Source organism: Ignavibacteriota bacterium, from assembly GCA_016708125.1.
GTDB lineage: Bacteria > Bacteroidota > Ignavibacteria > Ignavibacteriales > Melioribacteraceae.
In genome coordinates this window covers 1,287,120-1,312,583 of record JADJGF010000001.1, presented here as the reverse complement: position 1 = coordinate 1,312,583, position 25,464 = coordinate 1,287,120, and the positions used below count along the sequence as shown (strand labels likewise).

At 30.8% G+C, this 25,464-nt stretch carries 21 protein-coding genes; 6 read left to right on the top strand and 15 right to left on the bottom strand.

Annotated features, from left to right (window positions below):
* Positions 1-273: 273 nt before the first annotated feature.
* Positions 274-1,836, bottom strand: a complete 1,563-nt coding sequence (locus IPH62_05945) for a PAS domain-containing sensor histidine kinase (protein ID MBK7104807.1) — start codon at positions 1,834-1,836, stop codon at positions 274-276.
* Between the two features lie 164 nt (positions 1,837-2,000).
* Positions 2,001-2,498, bottom strand: a complete 498-nt coding sequence (locus tag IPH62_05940) for a bacterioferritin (protein MBK7104806.1) — start codon at positions 2,496-2,498, stop codon at positions 2,001-2,003.
* A 140-nt stretch (positions 2,499-2,638) separates the two neighbouring features.
* Here IPH62_05940 and IPH62_05935 point away from each other — a divergent pair, with 140 nt between their 5' ends.
* The 3 genes from IPH62_05935 (at position 2,639) to IPH62_05925 (ending at position 5,933) form a co-directional block, all read left to right on the top strand.
* Positions 2,639-3,847 carry a PAS domain-containing protein gene (locus tag IPH62_05935; GenBank protein MBK7104805.1) on the top strand — a complete coding sequence of 403 codons (1,209 nt, stop codon included), beginning with the start codon at positions 2,639-2,641 and terminating at the stop codon, positions 3,845-3,847.
* Complete coding sequence (locus IPH62_05930; GenBank protein ID MBK7104804.1) at positions 3,844-5,286, top strand: sigma-54-dependent Fis family transcriptional regulator; 1,443 nt, start codon at positions 3,844-3,846, stop codon at positions 5,284-5,286. The genes IPH62_05935 and IPH62_05930 overlap by 4 nt, the downstream gene beginning before the upstream one ends.
* A gap of 239 nt (positions 5,287-5,525) precedes the next feature.
* Positions 5,526-5,933 carry a hypothetical protein gene (locus IPH62_05925; GenBank protein ID MBK7104803.1) on the top strand — a complete coding sequence of 136 codons (408 nt, stop codon included), beginning with the start codon at positions 5,526-5,528 and terminating at the stop codon, positions 5,931-5,933.
* Here the strand turns inward: IPH62_05925 and IPH62_05920 are convergent.
* From IPH62_05920 to acs, 10 genes are all read right to left on the bottom strand, one after another.
* A complete protein-coding gene (locus IPH62_05920; GenBank protein ID MBK7104802.1) occupies positions 5,922-6,650 on the bottom strand; it encodes a hypothetical protein in 729 nt (242 codons plus the stop codon). The two genes, IPH62_05925 and IPH62_05920, sit on opposite strands and share 12 nt — an antisense overlap.
* A complete protein-coding gene (locus IPH62_05915; GenBank protein ID MBK7104801.1) occupies positions 6,647-7,822 on the bottom strand; it encodes an MFS transporter in 1,176 nt (391 codons plus the stop codon). The genes IPH62_05920 and IPH62_05915 overlap by 4 nt, the downstream gene beginning before the upstream one ends.
* Positions 7,823-7,837: 15 nt before the next feature.
* Positions 7,838-8,332 carry a VOC family protein gene (locus IPH62_05910; protein ID MBK7104800.1) on the bottom strand — a complete coding sequence of 165 codons (495 nt, stop codon included), beginning with the start codon at positions 8,330-8,332 and terminating at the stop codon, positions 7,838-7,840.
* A gap of 23 nt (positions 8,333-8,355) precedes the next feature.
* Positions 8,356-8,919, bottom strand: a complete 564-nt coding sequence (locus tag IPH62_05905) for a cupin domain-containing protein (GenBank protein ID MBK7104799.1) — start codon at positions 8,917-8,919, stop codon at positions 8,356-8,358.
* A 144-nt stretch (positions 8,920-9,063) separates the two neighbouring features.
* Entirely contained in the window at positions 9,064-9,261 is a 198-nt protein-coding gene (locus IPH62_05900) for a hypothetical protein (GenBank protein MBK7104798.1), read from the bottom strand.
* Positions 9,262-9,584: 323 nt separating this feature from the next.
* Entirely contained in the window at positions 9,585-11,531 is a 1,947-nt protein-coding gene (locus IPH62_05895; GenBank protein ID MBK7104797.1) for a hypothetical protein, read from the bottom strand.
* A 111-nt stretch (positions 11,532-11,642) separates the two neighbouring features.
* The gene (locus IPH62_05890) at positions 11,643-12,215 is read right to left on the bottom strand and encodes a pentapeptide repeat-containing protein (GenBank protein ID MBK7104796.1); all 573 of its coding nucleotides are present in this window, start codon (positions 12,213-12,215) and stop codon (positions 11,643-11,645) included.
* A gap of 117 nt (positions 12,216-12,332) precedes the next feature.
* Positions 12,333-14,120, bottom strand: coding sequence for a carbohydrate-binding domain-containing protein (locus IPH62_05885; protein ID MBK7104795.1), 1,788 nt, complete (start codon positions 14,118-14,120; stop codon positions 12,333-12,335).
* A 93-nt stretch (positions 14,121-14,213) separates the two neighbouring features.
* On the bottom strand, positions 14,214-15,593 hold the full coding sequence (locus IPH62_05880) for an ADP-ribosylglycohydrolase family protein (GenBank protein MBK7104794.1): 1,380 nt from the start codon (positions 15,591-15,593) through the stop codon (positions 14,214-14,216).
* A 78-nt stretch (positions 15,594-15,671) separates the two neighbouring features.
* Entirely contained in the window at positions 15,672-17,582 is a 1,911-nt protein-coding gene (gene acs / locus IPH62_05875; protein ID MBK7104793.1) for an acetate--CoA ligase, read from the bottom strand.
* A 186-nt stretch (positions 17,583-17,768) separates the two neighbouring features.
* On the opposite strand from acs, the gene IPH62_05870 reads away from it, so the two are divergent.
* Positions 17,769-19,706: a CBS domain-containing protein gene (locus tag IPH62_05870; protein ID MBK7104792.1), complete on the top strand. Its 1,938-nt coding sequence runs from the start codon at positions 17,769-17,771 to the stop codon at positions 19,704-19,706.
* Entirely contained in the window at positions 19,703-20,386 is a 684-nt protein-coding gene (locus tag IPH62_05865; protein ID MBK7104791.1) for a 3'-5' exonuclease, read from the top strand. Before IPH62_05870 ends, IPH62_05865 begins: the two co-directional genes overlap by 4 nt.
* Before the next feature lie 54 nt (positions 20,387-20,440).
* On the opposite strand, the gene IPH62_05860 is transcribed toward IPH62_05865, so the two are convergent.
* The 3 genes from IPH62_05860 to IPH62_05850 all read right to left on the bottom strand — a co-directional run bounded on the left by IPH62_05860 (position 20,441) and on the right by IPH62_05850 (position 23,648).
* Positions 20,441-22,138 (bottom strand): cation acetate symporter, encoded by a 1,698-nt coding sequence (locus IPH62_05860; GenBank protein ID MBK7104790.1) that lies wholly within the window; start codon positions 22,136-22,138, stop codon positions 20,441-20,443.
* Between the two features lie 43 nt (positions 22,139-22,181).
* Positions 22,182-22,436, bottom strand: coding sequence for a DUF4212 domain-containing protein (locus IPH62_05855; protein MBK7104789.1), 255 nt, complete (start codon positions 22,434-22,436; stop codon positions 22,182-22,184).
* Positions 22,437-22,646: 210 nt separating this feature from the next.
* Positions 22,647-23,648, bottom strand: a complete 1,002-nt coding sequence (locus IPH62_05850) for an ornithine carbamoyltransferase (protein ID MBK7104788.1) — start codon at positions 23,646-23,648, stop codon at positions 22,647-22,649.
* 198 nt (positions 23,649-23,846) lie between these two features.
* On the opposite strand from IPH62_05850, the gene ggt reads away from it, so the two are divergent.
* Entirely contained in the window at positions 23,847-25,448 is a 1,602-nt protein-coding gene (ggt, locus tag IPH62_05845) for a gamma-glutamyltransferase (GenBank protein ID MBK7104787.1), read from the top strand.
* Positions 25,449-25,464: the final 16 nt, after the last annotated feature.

Here is a 25,464-nt window from a genome sequence, read left to right as displayed (position 1 = left end):
TTTTCTTTGAATACTTCTTGGCTTAAAATTACTTTGGGATTCTTTTTGTTTAATTCTTTCTTCGGCGGGAACTGCAAATTGAAATTTACGTGTTAACACACAACCTTTTCTTCCGGGCACACAATCAACTTTTAACAATATACAAAAGGAAGTTTCAGTATTTAAATGTGGACACGAAAATGAGCTCATTAAAATTAATGTATCCTTAATTCTTGTAAAAATATATTGTGATTACTTGATGAAAAGATAATACAAAAATTTAAGAAAGGTAATTTAAATTTGTTTTGGCACTGTAAAAGAAAACATGCTGCCTTTACCCAATTTACTTTTAACACTTATACGACCACCATTTCTTTCAATAAATTCTTTACAGATAATTAAACCAAGTCCGGTTCCTTCTTCGTTACATGTTCCAGTAGATTTGTGGTTCATATCTATACGAAAAAGGTTATTTAAATGCTCTTTATCTAAACCACATCCAGAATCAGAAACCGTTATTTTGAAAAAATTATTTTTATCAAGTGAATCAATAGAAACTTTTCCGTCTTGTGGAGTAAATTTAATTGCGTTAGTTATTAAATTTCTCAAAACAGTTCTAATCATATCAGAATCAGCATAAGCTTTACAAGAATTGGTAATATTATTCACGATTACAATATTTTTCTTTTGAGCAATTGGCGTAAAAAACTCAACAATATATTCTACATAATTTTTCAGATCAATTTCCTTTGGTCTGTATTCAATTCTTCCGCTTTGCGTACTTGCCCATTGTAATAGATTTTCTAAAAGCTGATATGAATTTTTAGAAATACTAGATATATTATTTAGAAGTTCAACTTTTTCTGAATCAGAAAGTTCATTATAATTTTTTTGAATTAATTCAACATAACCTAATAATGAGAAAAATGGATTTTTAAGATCGTGAGCAAGTATTGAAAAGAATTTATCTTTTGCAGCGTTAATGTATTGTAATTCTTTTGCATATTTTAAAACTTTATTTTCTGCATTTTTTATAGCAGTAACATTTCTTGAAATCCCCACTATTCCGGTAACTTTTCCATTTTTATTTATTATTGGAACTTTTGTGGTATTCACCCATTGATAATCTTTATTTGTGTTCTGTACCCTTTCCTTTTCAAATTTGGAAATTATAGCGCGTTTTGTTCGAATTACTTTTTTTTCGTCCGATAAAGCTTGATCAGCATGTTTTTTATCAAAAAAATCATGATCACATTTTCCAATAGCATCATCAGCATTTGTTAACTGAAGATTTGAAATCATTTCCTTATTAATTAGAATAAATTTTGAATTAACATCTTTGAAATAAATTCTATCAGTTATGTTATTCATCAAAGCCATGAATAAGTCTTTCTGATTTTCCAATACATTATTATAATTATCAGATTCAGAAACATCGTGAACAATAATCATAATACAGTTTTGGTTTTCAAATTTTATTTTCTTTACATGCACTTTGACTTTTAAAACATTTCCATTTTTTGTTTTATGTTCTGATTCCCATGAATTTAAAGTTTCAATTAAAGGTTGATTTAATAACTCTGTTATTTTAATTCTTTCTAATTCAGAACAAATTTCAAAAATGGATTTACTTAAAATTTCTTTAGAAGTATAATTATATAGAGTTTGTGCGGTTTGATTAGTTTTTAGAATTTTTCCAAATTCGTTAATTATAAAAATTGAATCATTATAATTATGAAAAATATCTTCAAACTCTTTTAAAGATTTTCTTATTTTTTTATTTTGCTTTTCAAGAGTATAATATTTTTCAGTTAGTACAGCAAAATCCTTTGTAATTTCTTTTGCGACCTTTTTCATTTCTAATAAAATTTAAATGATGTGATTTATTATCGTCATCATTCAATGTTTTATTTAAATAAAATTGGAAAATTAAAGTAGTAAGAAAAGATAATTTTTTGATAGGATTTTATAAAAGCTGTTTTAACTTTAAAATTAAAACAGCTATGAATATTTAATAAATTTTACTCTGCTTGCGGTCTGGTTTGTCTTCCCTTGCTTCGTTCAATTGATTGCAAAGCCAAATAATTTTGTCCAAACTTTTCTAAGTTTTCAGTTTCGGTATCATATTGATCATAATGTCTTTCTTCATCTGTAACTAATGATTCAAAAATTTGCTTTGTTGCAGAATCAGCGTTTTGCGAACATTCATTTGCCCAAACATTATAATCTTTTGCACTGTCAAATTCCATTTTTGTGGCGAGCTTTAACATTTCTTTTACATCGTGAATTTTTTTAACTTCGCTTGCGGCTTTCATTTCCACATCACCTTTTAGAAATAAAATTCTCTCCGCACATTTTTCAACGTGACCCATTTCTTCAATTGCAGTTTTAATAAATAATCCGGCTAAAAGATCATATCCTTGGTCATCACAATGAAAATGAAAATACATATATTGATGAATTGCGTATAATTCATCGGCAACGGCTTTGTTTAATAATTCGATACTTTTTTCGTGCATGATAATTCCTCTTAAAATTTTCGTTAATTAAAATTAATATTATTATCTCAAAAGTGAAAAATTAAAATTTCAAATCAATGCAAATTTTCTTTAGGATTATTCTTTCTTTAAATTTGCAGAAAATAATTTGAAAGATTCTTATGAGCAGCAATATTAAACAAGAATATAAAGAAGAAAGAAGCAAGCGTTTATTAAAATATTTAACAGATTATATTTATAACGTGCAGATTGAAGATGGCGAAGCGGTTGAAACATTTCATGGTCCGGGTTGTTATGCCGTAACGGGTTATAAATCATCTGATTATTTAAAAGATCCGGAACTTTGGTATAATATGGTTCACGATGATGATAAAGAAAATGTTCTTAAACAATCGCAAAGTGCATTAAAAGGGGAAAATGTTTTTCCTCTTGAACATAGAATTATTCATCGCGATGGAACAATTCGCTGGGTAAAAAATAGCATTGTTTTACAAAAGGATGAAAACGATAATGTTGTTTCTTACGATGGAATCGTAAATGATATAACAAAATTAAAGGAAGCCGAAGAACAAAATAAAATTAAAGGCGAGCAATTAATTCATGCGGATAAAATGGCTTCTTTGGGAATTTTAGTCTCCGGAATTGCTCACGAAATTAATAATCCGAATAATTTTATTATGCTGAATATTAATTTGTTAAAAAAGATTTGGGAAGACGTAAAACCCATTCTTAACCAATACTACATTGAAAATGGCGATTTCGCTTTAGGTGGAATGTCATACAAAAATTTTGTGGAAAAAATTGATAAATCGTATGAATCAATTTTAAGCGGCTCGGAAAGAATAAAAAAAATTATCGATAATCTAACAAACTATTCCAAATATCCTTCTAAAGAATTTAAAAAAATAAGCATAAATGAAGTAGTTGAAGTTGCAATTTCCATCACAAATAATTTTATAAGCAAATCAACAAATAAATTTAACGTAAATTATTCAAAAGGATTTCCTTTGGTTTGGGGAAGTTCAAACAGACTTGAGCAAGTTGTAATAAATTTAATAAATAATGCATGTCAATCTTTAACTAATTTTGATCAAAAAATTTCAATAAAAATTTATGAAGAATTAAACAAAGTAATTATAGAAGTTGAAGATGAAGGCGAAGGAATTGATGAAAAAGATTTGAAGCATATTTTTGATCCTTTCTATACTACAAAGCGCGAAAAAGGCGGAACCGGCTTGGGTTTATCAATATCGTATAATATTGTAAAAAATCATAACGGTGATTTTTTAATAGAAAGCGCAAAGGGAAAAGGAACGAAAGCAAAAATTTATCTGCCAATATATTTAAGTTCAGATGGAGAAAAATTATGACAATTCAATTAAATCCGTTTAAGCCAATTTTACTTGTTGATGACGAAATTCATTTTCTTTCATCGGCGGAATTAGTTTTAAATTCAAACAGATTTAATAATGTTGAAACTTGCAGCGACAGTACAAAAGTTTTGGAATTGCTTAAATCAAAAGAATATTCTTTAATTGCGCTTGATATAAATATGCCGAATATTTCCGGCAAAGAATTGCTTCCAAAAATTTTAGAAAATTTTCCCGAAATGCCCGTAATTATCATTACTGCAATTAATGATGTTGAAAACGCAGTTGAGTGCATGAAATTAGGCGCTTTCGATTATTTGGTTAAACCGATTGATGATGAAAGATTAATCACTTCAATAAAAAGAGGTTTATATTTTTCAAACGTTAGAAATGAAAACTTGCGATTAAAAGAATCTTTATTCAAAGATAAATTGGAATTTCCTGAAGCATTTTCTCATATAATTACAAACAGCTCAAAAATGATTTCAATATTTAAATATATTGAAGCAATTTCTAAAACGAATTTACCAGTACTGGTTACCGGCGAAACCGGAGTTGGAAAAGAATTAATTGCAAAAGCAATTCACCAGATAAGCGGAAGAGAAGGAGAATTAGTTTCATTAAACGTTGCCGGAGTTGATGATAATTTATTTTCAGATACTTTATTCGGTCACAGAAAAGGCGCTTTCACCGGCGCAGAAAAAGATAGACGCGGATTAATTGAACAAGCAGAAAGCGGAAGTTTATTTTTAGATGAAATCGGTGATTTAAGTATTGAATCGCAGGTAAAACTTTTGCGCTTGCTTCAAGACGGCAAATATTATCCGCTTGGTTCTGATGTTGCAAAACTTTCCGATGCACGAATAATTGTAGCAACTCATAAAGATTTGGATAAAATGAAAGATGAGGATTCGTTTAGAAAAGATTTGTACTACAGATTAAAAGCACATCATGTTCATATTCCGCCGTTAAGAGATAGAAAAGAAGATATTGCAATTTTAATTAGTCACTTTTTAACAATTGCTTCAGAAACATTAAATAAAAAAAGACCGGCTTCGCCGAAGGAACTTTACACAAGTTTAACAAATTATGCTTTCCCGGGAAACGTAAGAGAATTGGAAGGAATTATTTTTGATGCGGTAAGCAGACACACTTCCGGAATTTTATCTTTAGAAAGTATTAGAAAAAAAACAATCGGGACCGAAGAAAATATTGCCGATAAAAATGTTTATGATAAGAATGAAAATTTTTCGGGATCAATAATTTTCACATCGCAGTTTCCGACGTTTAAATCGGCAGAATTATTAATGATAAATGAAGCTTTAAAAAGATCGGATAACAATCAGACAATTGCCGCACAACTTTTGGGAATTACAAGACGCGCATTGAACAATAGAATTCAGCGTTTAAAAGAAAAAGATGAAGATATATTCGAGTGAAAACTCATTGCCACAAAACTAAAAAAGCAACAATTCTACCTTTTGGTTTAATTCATTTAACTTAAATAAGTTACAACACTTTTTTAAAAGTTACTGCACAAACGTGGCATCCATTTAAAAGTATATAACAGTGTAATAATTTTCATAATCTATTATAACCAAACAAGTTACGATCGATTTTTATTTTTGGTATGGCATTTGAGCTATTCTTTGTAAAAAAAATCGAAAGGAGCTTCAAAATGAAAACAATAAAAAATGCAATAGTACTAAGTCTTATTTTACTTTTTTCAATCAATCTAAATGCACAACCGACAAAAAGCGAGAAAGTTAAAACTGTTGTAGCAAATTGTTATAAATCATTAACTAACGATAATGAAGGTGTTGTAGAATCTGCAATATTTGTTAGTATACAATTTAAAAACAGATTTCCAGAGGAAAACGATAATATTTTTGTAAGTGCTCTAAATGATTTAGCAATAAATTCTAGAAATGCAATAATCAGTTATAAAGCTCAGTTAGCAAAAATTTATTTTGAAAATACAGAATTGTTCAAAGACATTCAGATTAAATCAATTTACGATGATCAAAAAGTGTATGAACAAATTTCAGATAAATTAAACAGCGTTGTTCTTGCTTCAGATTTTTAATTGCGGAAAGTAACTAAGTAAATTTTGATTTAAGTTGTTATTTGAAATCTTTATTACAGTTGGCGTTTGAAATTCATCATTGTTAATTGCAATGTCTGAAACTCCAATTGGATTATACATAGAGAGGTACATTTCATGCCCCGGAATGTACCTCAATTTATATAACTTGTTTACATTTTCAATCCCGCCAAATAATTCACTGTCTCTTTCAATTGCTCTCTGATGTGTTTTCTCAAAAGAAGCATCAATATAAATTTTGTAATCCCAATTTGAAATTAGCTGTTCTTTAAAAAGAAAAATTCCATCAAAAATTAATAGTGAATTTTTTTCAGCTTTTCTAATTTCTGAATTTGTCGGCTGATTGATTTTAAAGTTATAAATTGATTCTATGTATTCTAAATTACCGTTTGGACCAAGCGGAGTAAGCAAATATTTTTTTATTGATTCATAATCGTGAGAATCTTCCAAATATCCTTTGGGAGAAAATTGTCCTTGTCGTCTCCTAAATTCCGGCGGATGATGAAATCCATCAATTGTTGAACGGATTACATTTCTTTCTAATTTAATTAATTCATTTTCCAATTCATTTGCGAATGTTGTTTTTCCGGCATTTCCTGGACCATCAATTGCAACACGTGTTGGATGAGGTAATTTAATACTATTTATAACTTTTGATATTTTGCTTATAATTTCATTTCGAGAAATATTATTCTTCATAAAGATTTATGTGATTGTACAAAAATTATAAAGTAGAAAATTATTAATATTGTTGAAATTCCGGTTAACATAAAAGTAACTGCAGCTCCAAACTTAAACCATAATAATCCAGCCGTTGAGCTTGCAATCATTGCGCAAATACTTTGAAATGCTGAATACATTCCAATTGCAGTTGCCGTATCTTTTTTATCGGCAATATTGCTTATCCATGCTTTGGAAATTCCCTCTGTAGCTGCGGCGTATATCCCATAAAGAAAAAATATTCCAAAGAAAAAGTAAATATTTTCGTTTACGGAAATTCCCAAATAAACTGCACTAAAAAAAGATAACCCGATTATAAACATTTTCTTCAAACCGATTTTATCCGCAATTATTCCAATTGGAAATGAGAACAGTGCAAATATTAAATTATAGAAAATATAAATTGCAATTACGGTTGAATCATCCAAACCAGACTGCTTGGCTTTAAGTAAAAGGAAAACATCCGAACTATTAAATATTGCGAATAGTAAAAGTCCGATTACCAATTTTCTATATTCTAAATTACTTTGTTTCCAATATTTTAAAAACGAAAAGAAATTAACATTTGATAATTTTTTTTGAGATTGAAATTGTTTTTCTTTTAAAAGCAGCGAAGTAATTACAGCTAATATTCCGGGAATGAACGCTATTAAAAATAAAGTTTTATAATCTTCAGGATAAAAATGTAAGTATAACAAAGCCGCAAGCGGACCCAGAACAGCGCCAAACGTATCCATTGATCTATGAAAACCAAAAACTTTTCCCTTGGTATAAATTGTTGTTTCGCTTGAAAGAATTGCATCTCTTGCGCCGGTTCTAATTCCTTTTCCCAATCTATCAATTGTTCTCGCAAAGAAAATCCAAAGCGGTAAAATATAAATTGCCAGCAGCGGTTTTGAAATTGCACTCAATGAATAACCAAGCTGGACGAACGGAACACGCTTTCCGTAATTATCCGATAATTTTCCAAAATAGCCTTTACTTAAACCGGCGGCGGCTTCAACAAATCCTTCAAGAATTCCAATTAGTAAAATAGAAAACCCGATTGACTTTAAGTAGATGGGCATTATCGGATATAACATTTCGCTGGCGGCATCCGTAAATAAACTTACTAAAGATAATATCCAAACAGTTTTTGTTATGTGTTTCAATTTTGGTTATTATTTTTAATTATCCAATTCAGAAAGTAAATTTTCCAAATCAAGATGTTTTGTAAACATCTCAATCGAACCATCGGATTTTTTAGGCCAAAGTTCTTTTGGTTTATCCCAATATAATTCAATTCCGTTTCCATCCGGATCTTCTAAATAAATTGCTTCAGAAACTCCGTGATCGGACGCACCGGAAATTGGATATTTTGCATTCATCAATCTGTAAAAAATTTCTGCCAAATCTTTTCTGGTTGGATAAAGAATAGCAACGTGGTATAGTCCAACTCCAGATTTTTGTGCCGGAGGTGAATTTTCACTTTCCCAAGTGTTTAATCCAATGTGATGATGATAACCGCCCGCAGATATAAATGCAGCTTGGTTTCCGTACATTGTTACTAAATCAAAACCCAAAAGTTCTTTATAGAATTTTAATGATTTTTCTATATTCGAAACTTTTAGATGAACATGACCAATTCTTGTTTGTACGGGAACTTTATAACTTTTATTCATTTTAGAAACAATATTTTATTAAGCTAATTTAATTTTAACGGCGGACCAACCACTTTCATTTCATTATCTTCAAAAACTTTATTAATTTCTTCTTTTGTTGGAGGAGATGTCCAATTATTTGTAGCTTTAAAAAAGGCTTCCATTTTGCCCGCCGGAGAATATGATACAATCATTTTGCCTTTCTCTGTAAGCTGTAAAAAAGCATGTTGAACATTTTTTGGTAAAAATATTGTATCTCCGGATTTCAAATTATAGAAATCATCACCAACTTGAAATTTGTAATCGCCTTCTATTACATAAAACCATTCATCTTGAAATAGATGAATGTGGAGAGGCGGTCCGCCATTTGGAGTTAATCCTGTTTGCTCAAAAACAGCCTGCTCACCCCCAGAATCCTTACCCGAAATTTTGATATCCAAATTGTTAAGTGTAACACCTTTCATTTTGTAATGTTCACCAAAACGGGCTTCACCTTTATTGACTTTGAATCCCTTTTTTGTTCTTTCTTCACCAATCGATTTTAATTTTGAAAATGCAAATAATGGAAACGCTGAAAAAGCTGTAATTATAAAACTTGATCTATTCATAATATTTAACCTTCATAAAGTTATTTAATTTGTTGATGAGGATTAAACATAATGAAATAAATGTTGGTCACAAATGCAATATAATAAGTTGGGGTGTCTTAATTTTTATCATCAACATTAAGAGAAAAAATAAAACACAAAACTTCATATTTCTTCATAAACCTCATCTCTATCTAAAAATCCATATTCTTCAATTTGGGGTAAAATTTTAACAGCTAAATCTGAATTAAGTTTTTTTAATTCGTCAATTTTATCATTGCCGATATTGTGTTCTATTAAACATCTTCTTATTTGATACCAGCCGGAATCCCAATTTGTGATTTTATATTTTTGTGTTGCCATTAAATTTAAGTTTGCATAAAAAATTTTATAAACTTCCTTACCTTTTGATAACACCGACTTTGCTTCTTCAGAAAGCTTTTTATCTTTTAACCAAACTGCTGCAAATCTATCAAGATCGTGTGTTAATTGAAGTTTGAAATCCGAATCTTTAATTTCCCAATTTTTTACTGTTTCAATTAAATATGGAAAAAAATCATTTTTTATTTTATATGTTTTTCCAAGATATTGAACATTGCTTAGAGAAGTAGTTTCATTTGAATTTGAAAATAAACTCCAAACAACACAATCATTTATAAATTCATCTTCTAAAATTTTGCTTGGTTTTAAAACTGATTTCTATCATTTAACCATGTTGGTTTAGGAATTTTTCTTACAGCAAAAAGGATTAAAGCTTTTTCAAAAATTTCTTTTGTAACAGTAAATGCTCCGGCGCTTACACTTGGCGAAGAAAGAATTACAACATAATTTGCATTTTGAAAATCATTTCCTTTACTGCAAATAGATGCTAAAAAATCCGGTCTTGCTCTATGTCTTGTGTCTGTGTTATCTTCTTTAACAGTAATTCCATTGCTTAACGGAGGTAAAATAAAATCTTTTGAATTTTCCGGACGAGAAAACCATTTATTAATTACATCATTTTTTGTTATTAAGCTGATATATTTATAACCAATTGATTTTGATTCATCGTTACAAATTTCCAGTTGAATTTTATTTATATTGTTTTTTTTCTCTAGATTCCAAAGTAAAAATCCGATTGGAAATGTTCCAGTAACGCCATGAAAGTTTGTTGATTTAAAAACAAATCCCTTCACAAATTCAAAATTAAAATGTTCATTTCGAAATTCAACACTATCCGGAGCATTTAAGTATTTTAATGTTGAAAACATTCCAAAAAAAGTTTTAGACGGCATTTCCTTTGCAATTCTAAACATGAATTGAGCAAACAATTCTCTTTTTGCATGACCAATATTTTCTTTGGTCATTATTGTTTCAATTTTTGTTTTGCTTACTTCTGTTTTTTCATCTCTTTTGGCATTTGCGCCACCGACTTGAGCAGTTGCAAACGGGGGATTTATATAAACGATCCAAGTAATTGATTTATCATTTAATTCATCTCTAAGTTTTTCCGGTAATTTCCAATTAGGTTTAAAAGGAAGAGCATCTTTGTTAAATAAGTATTCAATATCGTCATTCAGATAATCATACTGAAAACAAGCTGCTCCGGGGAAAACTTTTTTTAAGTGATCAGCTTCGCTTGCATGCAAAGTAGAAAGATAAAGATATTGATAAGCATCAGCCGGCAAATGATATTCTAAATTTCCGGTTCCGGCAGCCATATCCCAAATTCTATATTTTCCGGTTTTGTACCAATTTTTACCTAAGACATCTTCAAAATATCTTATAGCTTTTTTAGCAAAACGTAAAGGAGTGTAAAACTCACCCTCGAATCTTCTTTGGCTTTCATCAGTTAATCTATCTAATTTTGCATGGATTCCGTTTATTGTTTCTGCTTCTTCAACGTAATTATATAAATTCCAGAAATACTCATAATCATTCATTAATATTTTTTGAGTTTTGGAATTTTTATCTTCAAAAGTAAAAACAACACGACTACTTTCTTTATCAATTATTATTTTTTCTCTTTGAATATTTGCGAGAAAGTAATAAGATTCTTTGTACCCGTTTATAATATATTTGCCTATAATTTCACGCCAATGTTCAAAAACAGCCTCAAAATTTTCTTCGTTAATAATTTTTTTATCAGCAAACTCCAACAGAAATTGAGGATTTAAGCAAGTCTTTAAAAGTTTATAAAAAACAGTGTGTTCGTTTTTGTTTGAAACTTTGTAAATGTGAAGTTTTTGAGTTTCGGGTTCTTTAACAATATGATCAACCAATTTTGGATCGGGTTTGCTTGGCGGTCTTTCCCAATCGTAAGAATCATTTGAATAATAATTTATCCATTTATTTGTTTCTGAAATTACCGCTTCGTTTTTATCGGCAAGGCAAATATAATACGGAATTTTCTTTTCTATTTCTTCATATTTTAGTCTTCTAACATAATAAAGAGTTTGAGCTAATATTGATGCAAGTGCTTTAAGATTAATAAAGTTTTTATCAAGCTTAAATTCAAACAAAACTTTTGATGTGTATAAATCATGTTTATCAGATGTGTCATATTTTATTTTAAAATATTCGGCATAAATTGATTTAACTGTTTCTTCAGTTTTTGCTTGAGAAAGTCTGAGTTTAAAGTTTTCAAAAGTCATAATTCTTTAAAGTTATTCGGGTGAGTTAAAATTAATCAAAATTTTAATTATAAAAGAATGATTGCAAATTAAGAATACTGAATCACAGAATAATCATGATGATTTAAAATCTCATTCAATTTCAATATTATACTTTGCTAGCAATCCCAAAACATTTGCAGATGAAAATTTAGCTTTTGCCAGTTTATTGTTTTCGGGATCAATAATAAAATTATACGAAGTTGAAAAATCGCATTTATCTAAAGTTGAGCGATTAAAAATTGCATCCGTAAAATCACAATTTTCAAAATTGGAATTTGTAAAATCAGCTTCTGTAAAATCGACTTCTTGCAGTTTACAATTTATGAATTTTGTATTGTGCAATTTCATTTTGTGGAATGAAGAAAAGTTTAATTGGCAATTTGTAAATGAGAAAGAAAGCAAAAATTCATTGCAATTTTCAAAGTGAAAGCCTAAAAGTTTGCATTCCGTAAAATCTGTTTTTCTGAATGCCACATTGGCATTTTTCACCATACTGAAATCACAATTTTTAAATTTACAATCAGTAAAAGACGAATTACTTAAGTTAACTTTCGAAAAATTGCAGCCAATAAAAGAACAGTTTTCATATTCTGCAATTTCAAATTTACTTTTAGAAAAATTAATATTCTTAAACTCTTTTCCTTCAAAATAATTTTCTTTCATAAAAATTGTAATTTATTTTCTTGAGGATTAAACTACAAAAAAAGTGTAGGATTTGAAAAGTAATATAACTCATACTGATTTTGTAAATCAGCACAAATTATATTTTTCAATGAAAATTTAATTAACGTTTGTAACAGTATTCGAAATTGTGAAATTTTTATAAACAGTTCCTCCGGAATACGTTCCGCCTTCAATTAAGCCATTTTTATTTGTTCCGGTTGAACTTCCGCCTTTGTAAATAGAATATGTTTTACTTTTTTGTAAATCTGATGAAGAAAACACAACCGATTGATATTTATGCTGTGGTTGAAAAGTTAAAACATTATTTCCATCGCTGTCTTGAATGTGAACAATTGTAGAAGCAGAAATTGATGAATTAAACATTATCTTAACGCAATATTGTGATGAACTTGAACTTGGCGCTTGAGTCATATTTGATGAACTTCCGGAGGATGTTAAAAATCCTCCCGAAATATTAAAAGTTCCGTTGTAATCTATCATCACTTCCGGCTGACTCGATGGACCATGAATAATTACAGTTCCGGCTGTCATTTCCAAATCGCCGTTGCTGTCTAATCCATCTCCGTTGGTTGGAACTAAAACAATAAATCCGCCATGAATATATGTGCAGCTGTTATCATCATTTTCAGTTCGTGAACCGGCTGATGAATTAAAACTGTCATCGGTTGAAGCAACATAAATATTTCCATCATTTATATAAATGTATTTTCCTTCGATGCCTTCAACCGAACTTGTAATATTTATTGTTCCGCCGTTTATCGCAACCGTGTTATCAGAGTGAAGTCCGTCATCCTTTGCCGAAATTGTAAAAGTTCCGTTATTTATCGTTACCGAGCTATTTGAGTGAATTGCATCATCGTTAGAATTAATTATAAAATTTCCATCATCAATAACAACACTTACCAAACCTTTAATTGCTTTGGAAGATGTTGCTGTTGTATTTGTTCCCGTAGTTTTAATATTGATTGTTCCGTTTGAAATTAATACATCGGTTATTGCAGAAATTGCATCGCCGAAAGATGTTATATCGATAGTTCCATTTTCTATTGAAACATATCCGCAAGTTACGTCTTCGGTATTATCAGACTTAAATCCATCTCCGGTTGAAGATATTTCTATATTACCATCTTTAACAATTAAATAATCTTTTCCTCTAATTCCATCATCGACCGAAGTTAGATTAATATTTCCACTTTTTAAAATTAAGCCGTCCTCGCTTGTAATTGCATCATTATAATTTGCATCAATAATTAAATTTCCGTTTCCGCAAATTGTTAAATCATCGTTACAAAAAATTGTTGAATTTGGTTCTTCGATTTCTGCATTTTCAAAAATGTAGGTTGTGCCATCGACTAAAGTATTTGTGGAATTATCTGATAAAACAATTAATGTTTTTGGTGAATTTGCAATATAAATTGGTGCACTTGAAGAATTTGTAATTTCAACATTGTTAAGAATTAATCTCAAAATTTCATCACTTGTTGATGAAGAAGATTTCCCCAAATTTTCAACCGATGTTAAATCAGTTTCATCAATATCAATTTTAATTTGACCGTTATTTAACGTTCCACTTAATTCGTAATTTCCCAATGCGGAAATTGTTAAAATACTTCCGTTTATTGAAATTCCGGCTGTTGTTTCACTACTTATTGAATTTCCGTTTAGTTGAATTTTTGTAACACTTGTATCTTCCCAAATATAATCGTTTGGATCTTCGTGTGGTTCTTTGTTTTCGCTGGTTATTTCTACAATTGTGTTTCCGCTATCGGAATTATTTGTTATATCGGAATCACTTGTCTCGGTTGGATTTTCCGTTTCATTGCAATTTGTAAAAGTTAGAACAAAAATAAATAGAACAAAAATTTTTATAATGATTTTACACATTATAATATTCCCAATAATTTAATCTTTGGACAAAATCTTCTTTTGGAAAGTTTAAAATAATTTTAGGTCAATTTTTAAGTACTTTAAATCAAATCATTCAGCGGGAATTATTTTAATTTCTTTTTGGGGAATGTACCAAACATTATTTTCTAAATCTATTCCGCCGTTCATTTGTTCTTGAACAACTCTATCAACAATAAAAACTCCAACTTTTGCCATATTAGAAAAAGTATCAATTCCGTTGTTTGGAAAATTTTGTCTGGTTCTATGAATATTATATTTTTCAGAAAATTTGCGATTAAATGTTTTCTCAATTTCATCTTTGCCGAGAATAAATCCTAAAAGTCCGCCCCAAGTTGATGTTGGATTATCCGAATCCCAGCCGGCAAGAGTTCCAATTTTTATTGTCTCCTTATAATTGCCTTCGCCGTAAAGCAAGCTAATTATACTCGATGCAAAATTTATTCCCGCCGCAAAACATCCGTTACATGTAAGATTTTTCGATGTGATATCATATTCATCCAATTGATCAACTTGATAACGCTGATAAATTTCATCTCTAACTTTTTCCCAAGGAATGTTTTCCGAATATCTGCTTTTAACATAATCATACATTTTTGCGGAATAAGAATTATTTGGAAGGCGTTTTCTTGCAAGATCAGCCATCCACAAAATATTTTCTTTTGGTGATTTATTTTTGTCATATAAAATTGCAAGCGAGTGCATAATTACATAAAATTCAGAAATCCATTCAGAATTTTTTCTTGCTGTAGTTTGAATTGGAAGATGAGCAATGTTCAACGCAATTTCCGGATTTGATGGCGCAAACAATCCAATAATTTCTGTTGTAAGCTGAGCATCAATCATTTCAAAATCTGAATTATTAATTGGATCTCCAGTCTGCGGCGGAATAAAACCAGCTCTCATTAAATCAAATGCTTTTTGATTTGAGACCCACAAAAAATTTTCTTCTTCGGATTTTATATGATTCAACCAGCCATCTCTGATTTGTTCTCCGGTTAGAATTCCAGTTTCATTTTTGTGCAGCAAATATTGATACATATATTCAATATCAGTATCATCATCCGAACCCCAAATTCCATTTTCATCCTCAAAAACAAAATCAATTAATTTTGATGAATTTGTGTCCATATAATCATTCCAAATATTTGGTAAATCCGGTTTTTCCCAATCCTCTCTTGTATAAAACGCACCGGTTTTTATTTCACCGATATTTCCAATTTTATCCATTTCGGTTGTTAATCCGGTCCAATTTGCAATTGATTGACCAAGCCAAAATCCGTATAATTTATCTAAGTATTCAGATCGAGAAATAATTTTATCATTTGGCTGAGGATTGTAAATTTTATAATCAAATTGTGGATCAACTATTTTTTCAGAAATGGAATTTTCGAAAGTGTGGCATCCGGCAAAAAAATAAAAAATAAATATTATATGGATAACTTTTTTCATATTTGAAATTGAACCGCATTATTATTTCTCCCGATTAAATTTTCGGGAGAGATTAAAATATTTTCAATAAATATAAATTTACTCTTCAATTGTTGTTAAATCACCTTCCGGCAAGCCTTGAGCACGTGCTTTTAAAACTCTACGCATTATTTTTCCGCTTCGTGTTTTAGGAAGTGAATCAACAAATGTAACTGAATCCGGTTTTGCAATTGGTCCCATTTCATGCCCAACGTGATCCTTCAAACTTTTTTCAAGTTCGGCATCACCTTTTAAATTTGCTTTCAAAATTACATAAGCATGAATAGCATTTCCTTTTAGTTCATGCGGCAAAGCAATTGCGGCGGCTTCAGCAACTTTTGGATGGCTTACAAGTGCGCTTTCAATTTCTGCCGTTCCCAAACGATATCCGCTTACTTTTATTACATCGTCAATTCTTCCGATTATCCAAACATATCCGTCTTCATCAATTCTTGCGGAATCTCCGGCTTTATACCAGCCTTGTTTTTCGTAATCTTTCCAATATGTATTTATAAATCTTTCCGGATCACCCATAACGGTTCTTGCCATTCCGGGCCAAGGATTTTTAATTACAAGTTTTCCTTCTTCTCCGGTTTTTACAGACTTTCCATTTTCATCAACAACTGCAATTTCATTTCCGAAAAATGGTTTTGTTGCAGAGCCCGGTTTTAATGGAGTAATTGGCAATGGAGTTATCATAAATCCGCCGGTTTCTGTCTGCCACCAAGTATCCATAATAGGACATTTATCATTTCCAATATTATTGTGATACCATTTCCAAGCCTCGGGATTTATTGGTTCACCAACGGAACCAAGTAAACGTAATGAACTAAGATCATGACGTTTTGACCATTGATTTCCAAATCTCATCAATCCTCTAATGGCAGTTGGTGAAGTGTAAAGAATTGTAATTCCATATTTTTCAATCATCTGCCACCATCTGTTTGGATACGGATGATTTGGAGCTCCTTCATACATCATAATTGTTGTGCCGTTAATAAGCGGACCGTAAACAATATAACTGTGACCAGTAATCCATCCCGGATCGGCCGCACACCACCATCTGTCTTCATCTTTAATATCAAAAACCATTTTATGCGTAGTTGCTGTATAAACAGAATAACCGCCGTGAGTGTGAACCAATCCTTTTGGTTTGCCCGTTGTTCCGGATGTATAAAGAATGAACAACATATCTTCCGCATCCATAACTTCAGTTTCACATTTATTATTTGAGATTGGCAGAGATGCTAAATCGTGAAACCAAAAATCACGATCACTTTCCATATAAACTTCGTGTCCCGTTCGCTTAATCGTTATACAAGCTTCAATGGTTGGAGATCTGCCGATTGCTTCATTTACAATTCCCTTTAAATCATTAACTTTTCCTCTTCTCCAGCCGCCATCTGCAGTAACTAAAATTCTGCTTTGTGCATCGGCAATTCTTTCCGCCAAAGCTTCAACGCTAAATCCGCCATATACAACGCTGTGAGCTGCTCCAATTTTTGCACAAGCTAACATTGCAAAAACAAGTTCTGGAATTTGCGGCATATAAATAGTTATAATATCACCCTTTTTTGCGCCCATACTTTTTAAAATGTTTGCAAATTTTGTAACTTCCCTATTTAGTGCATGATATGAAAAAACACGCAAATCACCAGGTTCACCTTCCCAGACAATTGCAATTTTATTCTTTCGCCAAGTTTTTAAATGCCTATCAATTGCATTTTGAACAATATTAGTTTTGCCGCCGACAAACCATTTGTAAAAAGGTTTTTCACTTTCATCAAGAACTTTATCCCATTTTTTGTACCATTCTAAATTCTCGGCTTGTTCAGCCCAAAATCCTTCTCTGTCTTTTATAGATTTCTTATAAAGTTTATCATATTCTTTTACGTTTGCGTTTGAAACTATTGAATCACTTGGGTAAAACACATTAGGATCTTTAATGGTTTTTTCAGTCTTTTTCCCCATAAGTAATCTCCTATTTTTTTCAATATGAATTGATAGTTTTAATTAAACAGAAAGTGACGGATATGAAAATTTAATTTACTCTATAAAATTTAATTTTGCAATTTAGATTATTAATTTCTTGCAAAAATTATATATTGTTTTCGATCAAAATAAATTCACTTGTTCAAACTATAATTAAATAGAAAAATGAGCAATACAATTCCCCACAGAATTTATGACTTTCTTAAAGAACATCCGCCATTTAGTTTTATTTCTAAAGAAGAATTATTAAAAATTTCTCAGAAAATAATTATCATATATTCCGAAAACAATGATGTAATTTTTCAACAAGGTGAAAAACCGCCGAGCTATTTTTACGTTGTAAGAGAAGGAGCCGTTAAACTTTTTAATGAATTTAAAGATGAAAAAATTTTAATTGATGTTTGCGATGAAGGAGATATTTTTGGAATAAGACCGTTAATTTCCGCCGATCAGCCTTATACTTTAACCGCAATAGTTTCCGAAGAAGCCTTAATTTATAAAATTCCCGCCGAATTATTTTTAGAAATTATGAAAGTGAACAAAAATGTTGAAAATTATTTCACTTCATCATTTACGGGTGGAATTAGAAATCCATATTCAAAATACAGCAAACAAAAAGTATTTTTGGATTCACAAATTTCGATAAATGATAATTTCAATTTTTCTGAAATTCAAACAATTCCAATTAGCAGTAAACCAATAACTTGCAGTATTGAAACATCAATTAAAAATGCCGCATTAATAATGAAGGAAAATAAAGTCGGCTCAATTGTAATTGTTGATGAAAACCAAAAACCAATTGGAATTATAACAGATCGCGATTTAAGAAATAAAGTTGTTGCCGGAGATTTTTGTTCAGATTGTAAAATTGAAAATATAATGAGCAGTCCCGTTATAACTTCAGATTCAAATGCAACAGTTGCTGATTTACAAATTTTGATGATCAAAAATAATATTCATCATATTTGTATTACGGAAGATGGAACAATAAATTCAAGAATGATTGGAATGATTTCCGAACATGATATTTTGGTTTTGCATGGAAATAATCCTTCGGTATTTATTAGAGAAATTAAGCGAGCGCAAAATTCAAATCAATTAAATCTAATTAGAATTAGCACGGAACAACTGTTAAAAAAATATCTTCAGCAAGAAATATCCATAACATATATAACAAGAATTATTACCGAAATTAATAACGCAATAAATATTAAAGCTATTGAATTAACAATTTCTGAATTATCAAAAACTGGTAATGATTTACCAAATGTAAAATGGTGTTGGCTCGCATTGGGAAGTCAAGGAAGAGAAGAACAGCTTTTGCGTTCCGATCAAGATAATGCTTTGGTGTTTGAAGATGCTGAAAAAAGTGAATACGAAAAAAACAAAAATTATTTTCTTCAATTGGCAAAAGGTGTAAATGATATTTTAAAAGATTGCGGATTTGATTATTGTCCGGCAAACGTAATGGCAAGCAACCCCAAATGGTGTTTGTCTTTAGGTGAGTGGAACAATCAATTTGAAAATTGGATTTACACTCCCGGAAATAAAGAAGTAATGTACTCCACAATATTTTTTGATTTTCAACCGATTTACGGAAACTTTGAACTTTCCGAAAAAATGGCAGATAATATTTATCAAACATTAAATAACCAAGAAAGTTTTTTATCATTCTTAGCAAAAAATGCTCTGGAAAACCCCCCTCCATTAAGTTTCTTTAGAGATTTTATGGTAGAAAATAACGGAGAACATAAGAATGAGTTTGATATAAAAGCCCGTGCAATGATGCCGCTTGTTGACGGTGCAAGAGTTTTAACTTTATCTGCACGATTAGAAGGAATTAACAGCACAATAAAAAGATTTAATAAATTAGCAGAAATTGAACCTGAGAATAAAGAATTATTTGAACAGCTTGCTGATGCTTATGAAATAATTATTCGTTTTAGAACCATGCAAGGTTTGAAACACAATAACTCGGGAAGATATTTTAGTCCGGATGAATTAAATAAAATGCAGAGACTAATGCTGCGCAATTGTTTTAGACCAATTAAAGAACTTCAGCAAATTTTAACTATTAGATTTAATTTAAAAATGTTCAGATGATTTTTAATTTCTTTAAAAATAAAACTTCAAAAGAATATCCGGAATTCTGGAAAAACTATATTTCACTTTTCGAAGAAAAACAGAAATATAAAATCCCAATTTCTCAAGCTGACTTTGTAATTATTGATGTTGAATCAACCGGATTGGATTTTAAGAAAGATAAAATTTTATCAATCGGCGGAGTGAAAATAAAAAATAATCAAATTGATGTTTCAAACACTTTTGAAATTTATTTAGAGCAAGATGAGTTTAATCCCGATGCAGCTTTGGTTCACGGAATATTAAAGAAAAGTAATTCAGAAAAAATATCTGAGCAAGATGGAATTATTAAATTTTTAAAATTTATTAAAAACGATATAATTGTTGGACACAGCATTTATTTTGATATTTCAATTATTAACGAAACAATAAAACGAAACGGTGGAAATAAACTTTTAAATAAATCTATTGACACAATTAATCTTTATAAAAGAATAAAAGGTGAAGATTACAAAATTGATAGTTCCGTTTCTTTAGATACACTTTCCGAAGAATTTAAAATTACAAAAAGCGATAGACACAATGCCGCCGGTGACGCAATAATAACCGCAATTTTATTTATGAAATTAATTTCTAAATTGAAGAAAAGAGGTGTTACTGACTTAGAAAGTTTATTAAAAAATAAGAGAACTTTATTTTGATATAATTATGGAGATGTATCCGTTAGCAAACGAATACATCTCTTTATACAAAAATTAATGACTCTGTGCAGAACCAGCACCGCGCGGAATTCTAATATCTTCAACAATTTGCTGAACTTCAATTGGCGGAGGAGATGTTAATCTGGAAACCACAAGGGAAATAATTAAATTTACAAACATTGCAACGGTTCCAAAACCTTCGGGAGAAATATCAAACCACCATTCGCTTGCCGGAGGAATTGCTTCAACAAACCATCCTAATTTATAAACCGACATGTAAAAGAACATTAAAATTAATCCTACAACCATTCCCGTAATTGCTCCTTCTTTATTCATTCTTTTATCGAAAATTCCCAAAATTATTGCTGGGAAAAATGATGCGGCAGCAAAACCAAATGCCAATGCAACTGTTGCGGCAACAAATCCGGGAGGATTTATACCAAAATATCCGGCAACAATAACTGCAAATACGGCTCCAATTCTTGCCCACATTAATTCTTGTTTTTCAGTTATACTTGGCTTTAATTGTTTTTTAATCAGATCATGTGAAATTGATGTTGAAATTACCAAAAGCAATCCGGCGGCTGTGGATAAAGCTGCGGCTAAACCTCCGGCTGCAACAAGTGCAATTACCCATGGCGGAAGATTTGCAATTTCGGGATTTGCAAGTACCATAATATCCGCATCGATATTTAATTCATTTGCATCTTTATTTGCAACGTATTGAATTTTACCGTCACTGTTTTTATCTTCAAATTTTATTAATCCGGTTCCTTCCCAGCTTTTAAACCATTGCGGCATTTCGGTATAATTTTTTTCACTTACGGTATTTATTAAATTTGTTCTGGCAAATGCAGCAATTGCCGGAGCTGTTGTATAAAGAATTGCAATAAATAAAAGTGCCCAGCCGGCTGATTTTCTTGCATCTGATACTTTCGGCACAGTAAAAAATCTAACAATTACATGCGGCAATCCGGCAGTACCAACCATAAGTGCAAATGTTATTGCAAAAACATCTATCATTGGTTTTGTACCGGTTGTATATTCATGAAAACCCAAATCCCGTTGGAGCATATCTAATTTTTGCAGAAGAAAAGTACCGGATGAACTTTCTGTTCCGAGTAAACCAAATTGCGGTATTACATTTCCGGTTAAGGTTAAAGAAATAAAAATTGCCGGAACCATGTAAGCAAAAATTAATACACAATATTGTGCAACTTGCGTATATGTAATTCCCTTCATTCCTCCAATTACGGCATAAATGAAAACTATTGCCATTCCAATGTAAACACCGGTGTTTATTGGAACTTCCAAAAATCTTGCAAATACAACACCAACTCCGCGCATTTGTCCGGCCACATAAGTAAAGGAAACCACAATTGCTGCAATAATTGCAACTGTTCTTGCAATATTTGAATAATATCTATCACCAATAAAATCCGGGACTGTAAACTTTCCAAATTTTCTTAAATATGGTGCAAGCAATAATGCGAGAAGAACGTATCCTCCGGTCCAGCCCATAAGATAAACCGAACCATCATAACCCATAAATGAAATTAAACCAGCCATTGAAATAAATGAAGCGGCCGACATCCAATCTGCCGCCGTTGCCATTCCGTTCACAATTGGATGAACACCTCTTCCAGCAACGTAAAAATCTTTTGTAGAGCCGGCTCTCGACCAAAATGCAATTCCAATATAAATTGCAAAAGATAATCCAACAATAATAAAAGTCCATATTTGAACACTCATAAATTTTCTCCAGTTGAAAATTTTGATAAGTAAAAATTGTTAATTATTCATGCACATCATATTTTTTATCAAGCTTATTCATATACTGCACGTAATAAAAAATTAAAACAATAAATACATAAATAGATCCTTGCTGGGCAAACCAGAAGCCAAGTTTAGCTCCGCCGATACTGAAACTGTTTAAAACATCAACAATGAAAATGCTTAATACATAAGAAACTAAAAACCATACACTTAATAGAATCAATACAATTCTAATATTTTTCTGCCAATACTCTTTTAAGTTTTTTTGAGACATGCAGTTCTCCTAAAATGGTTTTAAATTCATTAATTATAAATCGGAGGAAAGGTGTTTTACTAGAGAAGAATGAATTACAAAATACAAAATTATTTTTTTAGTACAATAAAAATTTTATCGGGTAAAACATTTTCTTGGAATATTTATACAAAAAACCCTTACAGATATTTTTATTTGTAAGGGTAATTCAAATAAGATGATGGTATGTATTTATGATCCTAAAGTTGCTACCATAATTGCTTTAATTGTGTGAAGTCTGTTTTCTGCTTCATCAAAAACAATTGAGTGTTCCGATTCAAAAACATCCTCTGTAACTTCCATTCCGTCTAATCCAAATTTTTGAAAAATTTCTTCGCCCATTTTTGTTTCTCTATTATGAAATGCCGGAAGACAATGCATAAATTTTACATTTGGATTTCCGGTTGCTTTTAATGTTTTCATATTTATTTGATATGGTTTGAGAAGTTTAATTCTTTCTTCCCAAACTTCTTTCGGTTCACCCATTGAAACCCAAACATCTGTATAAAGAAAATCAACTCCCTTAACTCCAACTTTAACATCACTTGTTAAAGTAATTTTAGCTCCGGATTTTTTTGCAATTTCTTTGCATTGATCGACAAGTTTTTTATCGGGTAAATTTTCTTTTGGTGCACAAAGTCTTACATCCATTCCCATAATTGCTCCGCCGACCAAAAGCGAATTCCCCATATTATTTCTTGCATCGCCCAAATAACAATAAGAAATTTCCGAAAGCGGTTTGTTTGAATGTTCTAACATCGTTAAAAAATCTGCAAGAACTTGAGTCGGGTGAAATTCATCAGTTAATCCATTCCAAACCGGAACACCAGCATATTTTCCCAATTCTTCAACAATGCTTTGTCCAAATCCTCGATATTCAATTCCATCATACATTCTTCCCAAAACTCTTGCGGTATCTTTCATAGATTCTTTGTGACCAATCTGCGAGCCGCTTGGACCCAAATAAGTTACATTTGCACCTTGATCAAATGCGGCAACTTCAAATGCGCATCTTGTTCTTGTAGATGATTTCTCAAAAATTAAAGCGATGTTTTTCCCTTTTAATTTTTGTTCTTCATATCCGCCATACTTTGCTGCCTTTAAATTTTTTGAAAGTTCTAATAAAAAGTTTAACTCTTCCTTTGTAAAATCCAAAAGTTTTAAAAAGTTTCTGTTTCTTAAATTAAATGCCATTTTTTCTCCTTTAACAATTCTGCAAAATAAAAATTATTTTCTTATGTTAATATATCTAACATATTCAAAAACATTAAATAAAAAACAGTGAAAAATAAATTGATTACCAAATCGATAAATTATATTCTAATAATAATTACGCTTTTCCAAATTGAATTACATTCCCAAATTGCTCGCCCAGTAAAAGCAAAAAATGGAATGGTTGTTTCGGCAAGTTCGTATGCATCCGAAGTTGGCTTAGAAATTTTGAAAAAAGGCGGAAACGCAATTGATGCTTCTGTAGCGGTTGGATTTGCACTTGCGGTTACTTATCCTTATGCAGGAAATATTGGGGGCGGCGGTTTTATGGTTTTACATTTAAAAGATGGAAAAAACACTTCGATAGATTTTAGAGAAAAAGCTCCAAAATCAGCACATAAAAATATGTATTTGGATATAGCTGGTAATTTCAAGCCGGAATTAAGTCAAGAAGGAATAACTTCTGTCGGCATTCCCGGAAGTGTTGCTGGGTTAATTTATGCTTTAGAAAATTATGGAACTTTAAGTTTGGAAGAAGTAATTCAACCCGCAATTGATTTAGCAAAAAACGGATTTACGTTAGATGAATCCGATGCGAATTCTTTTAAATATCATTTGGATGAATTTAAAAAATATCCGTCATCGTATAAAATATTTTCTAAAAACGGTGAACCATATTTGGAAGGTGAACTTTTCACCCAAATAGATTTAGCAAATACTTTAGAAAAAATTAAGCAAAATGGTGTTGATGGATTTTATTCCGGAGAAGTTGCGGATCTATTTATTGATCAAGTTAGAAAAATGAATGGATATATTACTCACGAAGATCTTAAAAATTATAAACCGATTGAAAGAATTCCAATTGAAGGAAGTTACAGAGATCATAAAATAATTTCAATGGGGCCGCCAAGCTCCGGCGGAATTGCCATTGTTGAACTTCTAAATATTTTGGAAAATTTTTCGTTCCAAAAAGATGAATGGAACAGCAGTTCTTACATAAATAAACTTGTTGAAACTATGAAGTATGTTTATGCGGATAGAACTTATCATCTTGGTGATGAAGATTTTTATCCGGTTCCGAAAGAGAAATTAACTTCCAAAGAATATGCTAAAAGTATTTTTGAAAAATTGAAAACATTTGCGGTTCCATCAGAAAATATTACTACGCAAATTCCAACAGAAATTAATGAAAGTACAGAAACAACACATTATTCTGTTTATGATAAAGATGGAAATGCGGTGAGTGTTACTACAACAATTAACTCCGGATTTGGCTCAAAAATTATTGTAGAGGGTGCGGGATTTTTACTAAATAATGAAATGGATGATTTCAGTTCTAAATCCGGAGAACCAAACCAGTTCGGACTTTTAGGCGGAAAGGCAAATTCTATTGAGCCGGAAAAAAGAATGCTGAGTGCGATGAGTCCAACAATTGTTTTAAAAAATAACAAACCTTTTATAATCACCGGTTCGCCCGGAGGCTCAACAATAATTACAGTTGTTCTTCAAGTAATTTTAAACGTAATTGATTTTGGAATGAATATTCAAGAAGCGGTAAATGCGCCACGAATTCATCATCAATGGATGCCGGATATAATTTATCTTGAAGAATTTGCAATAAGCAAAGATGTAAAATTGAATTTAGAAAATATGGGTTACAAATTTGGCGATAGAAATAATACTTTTAGAGTTCTTGGTTCAGCTCAATCTATCTTAATTGAAAATGAAAAAATTTACGGAGCCGCTGATCCGCGCCGCGGCGGCTTGGCAATTGGATATTAGACTTTTTAGAGAAATG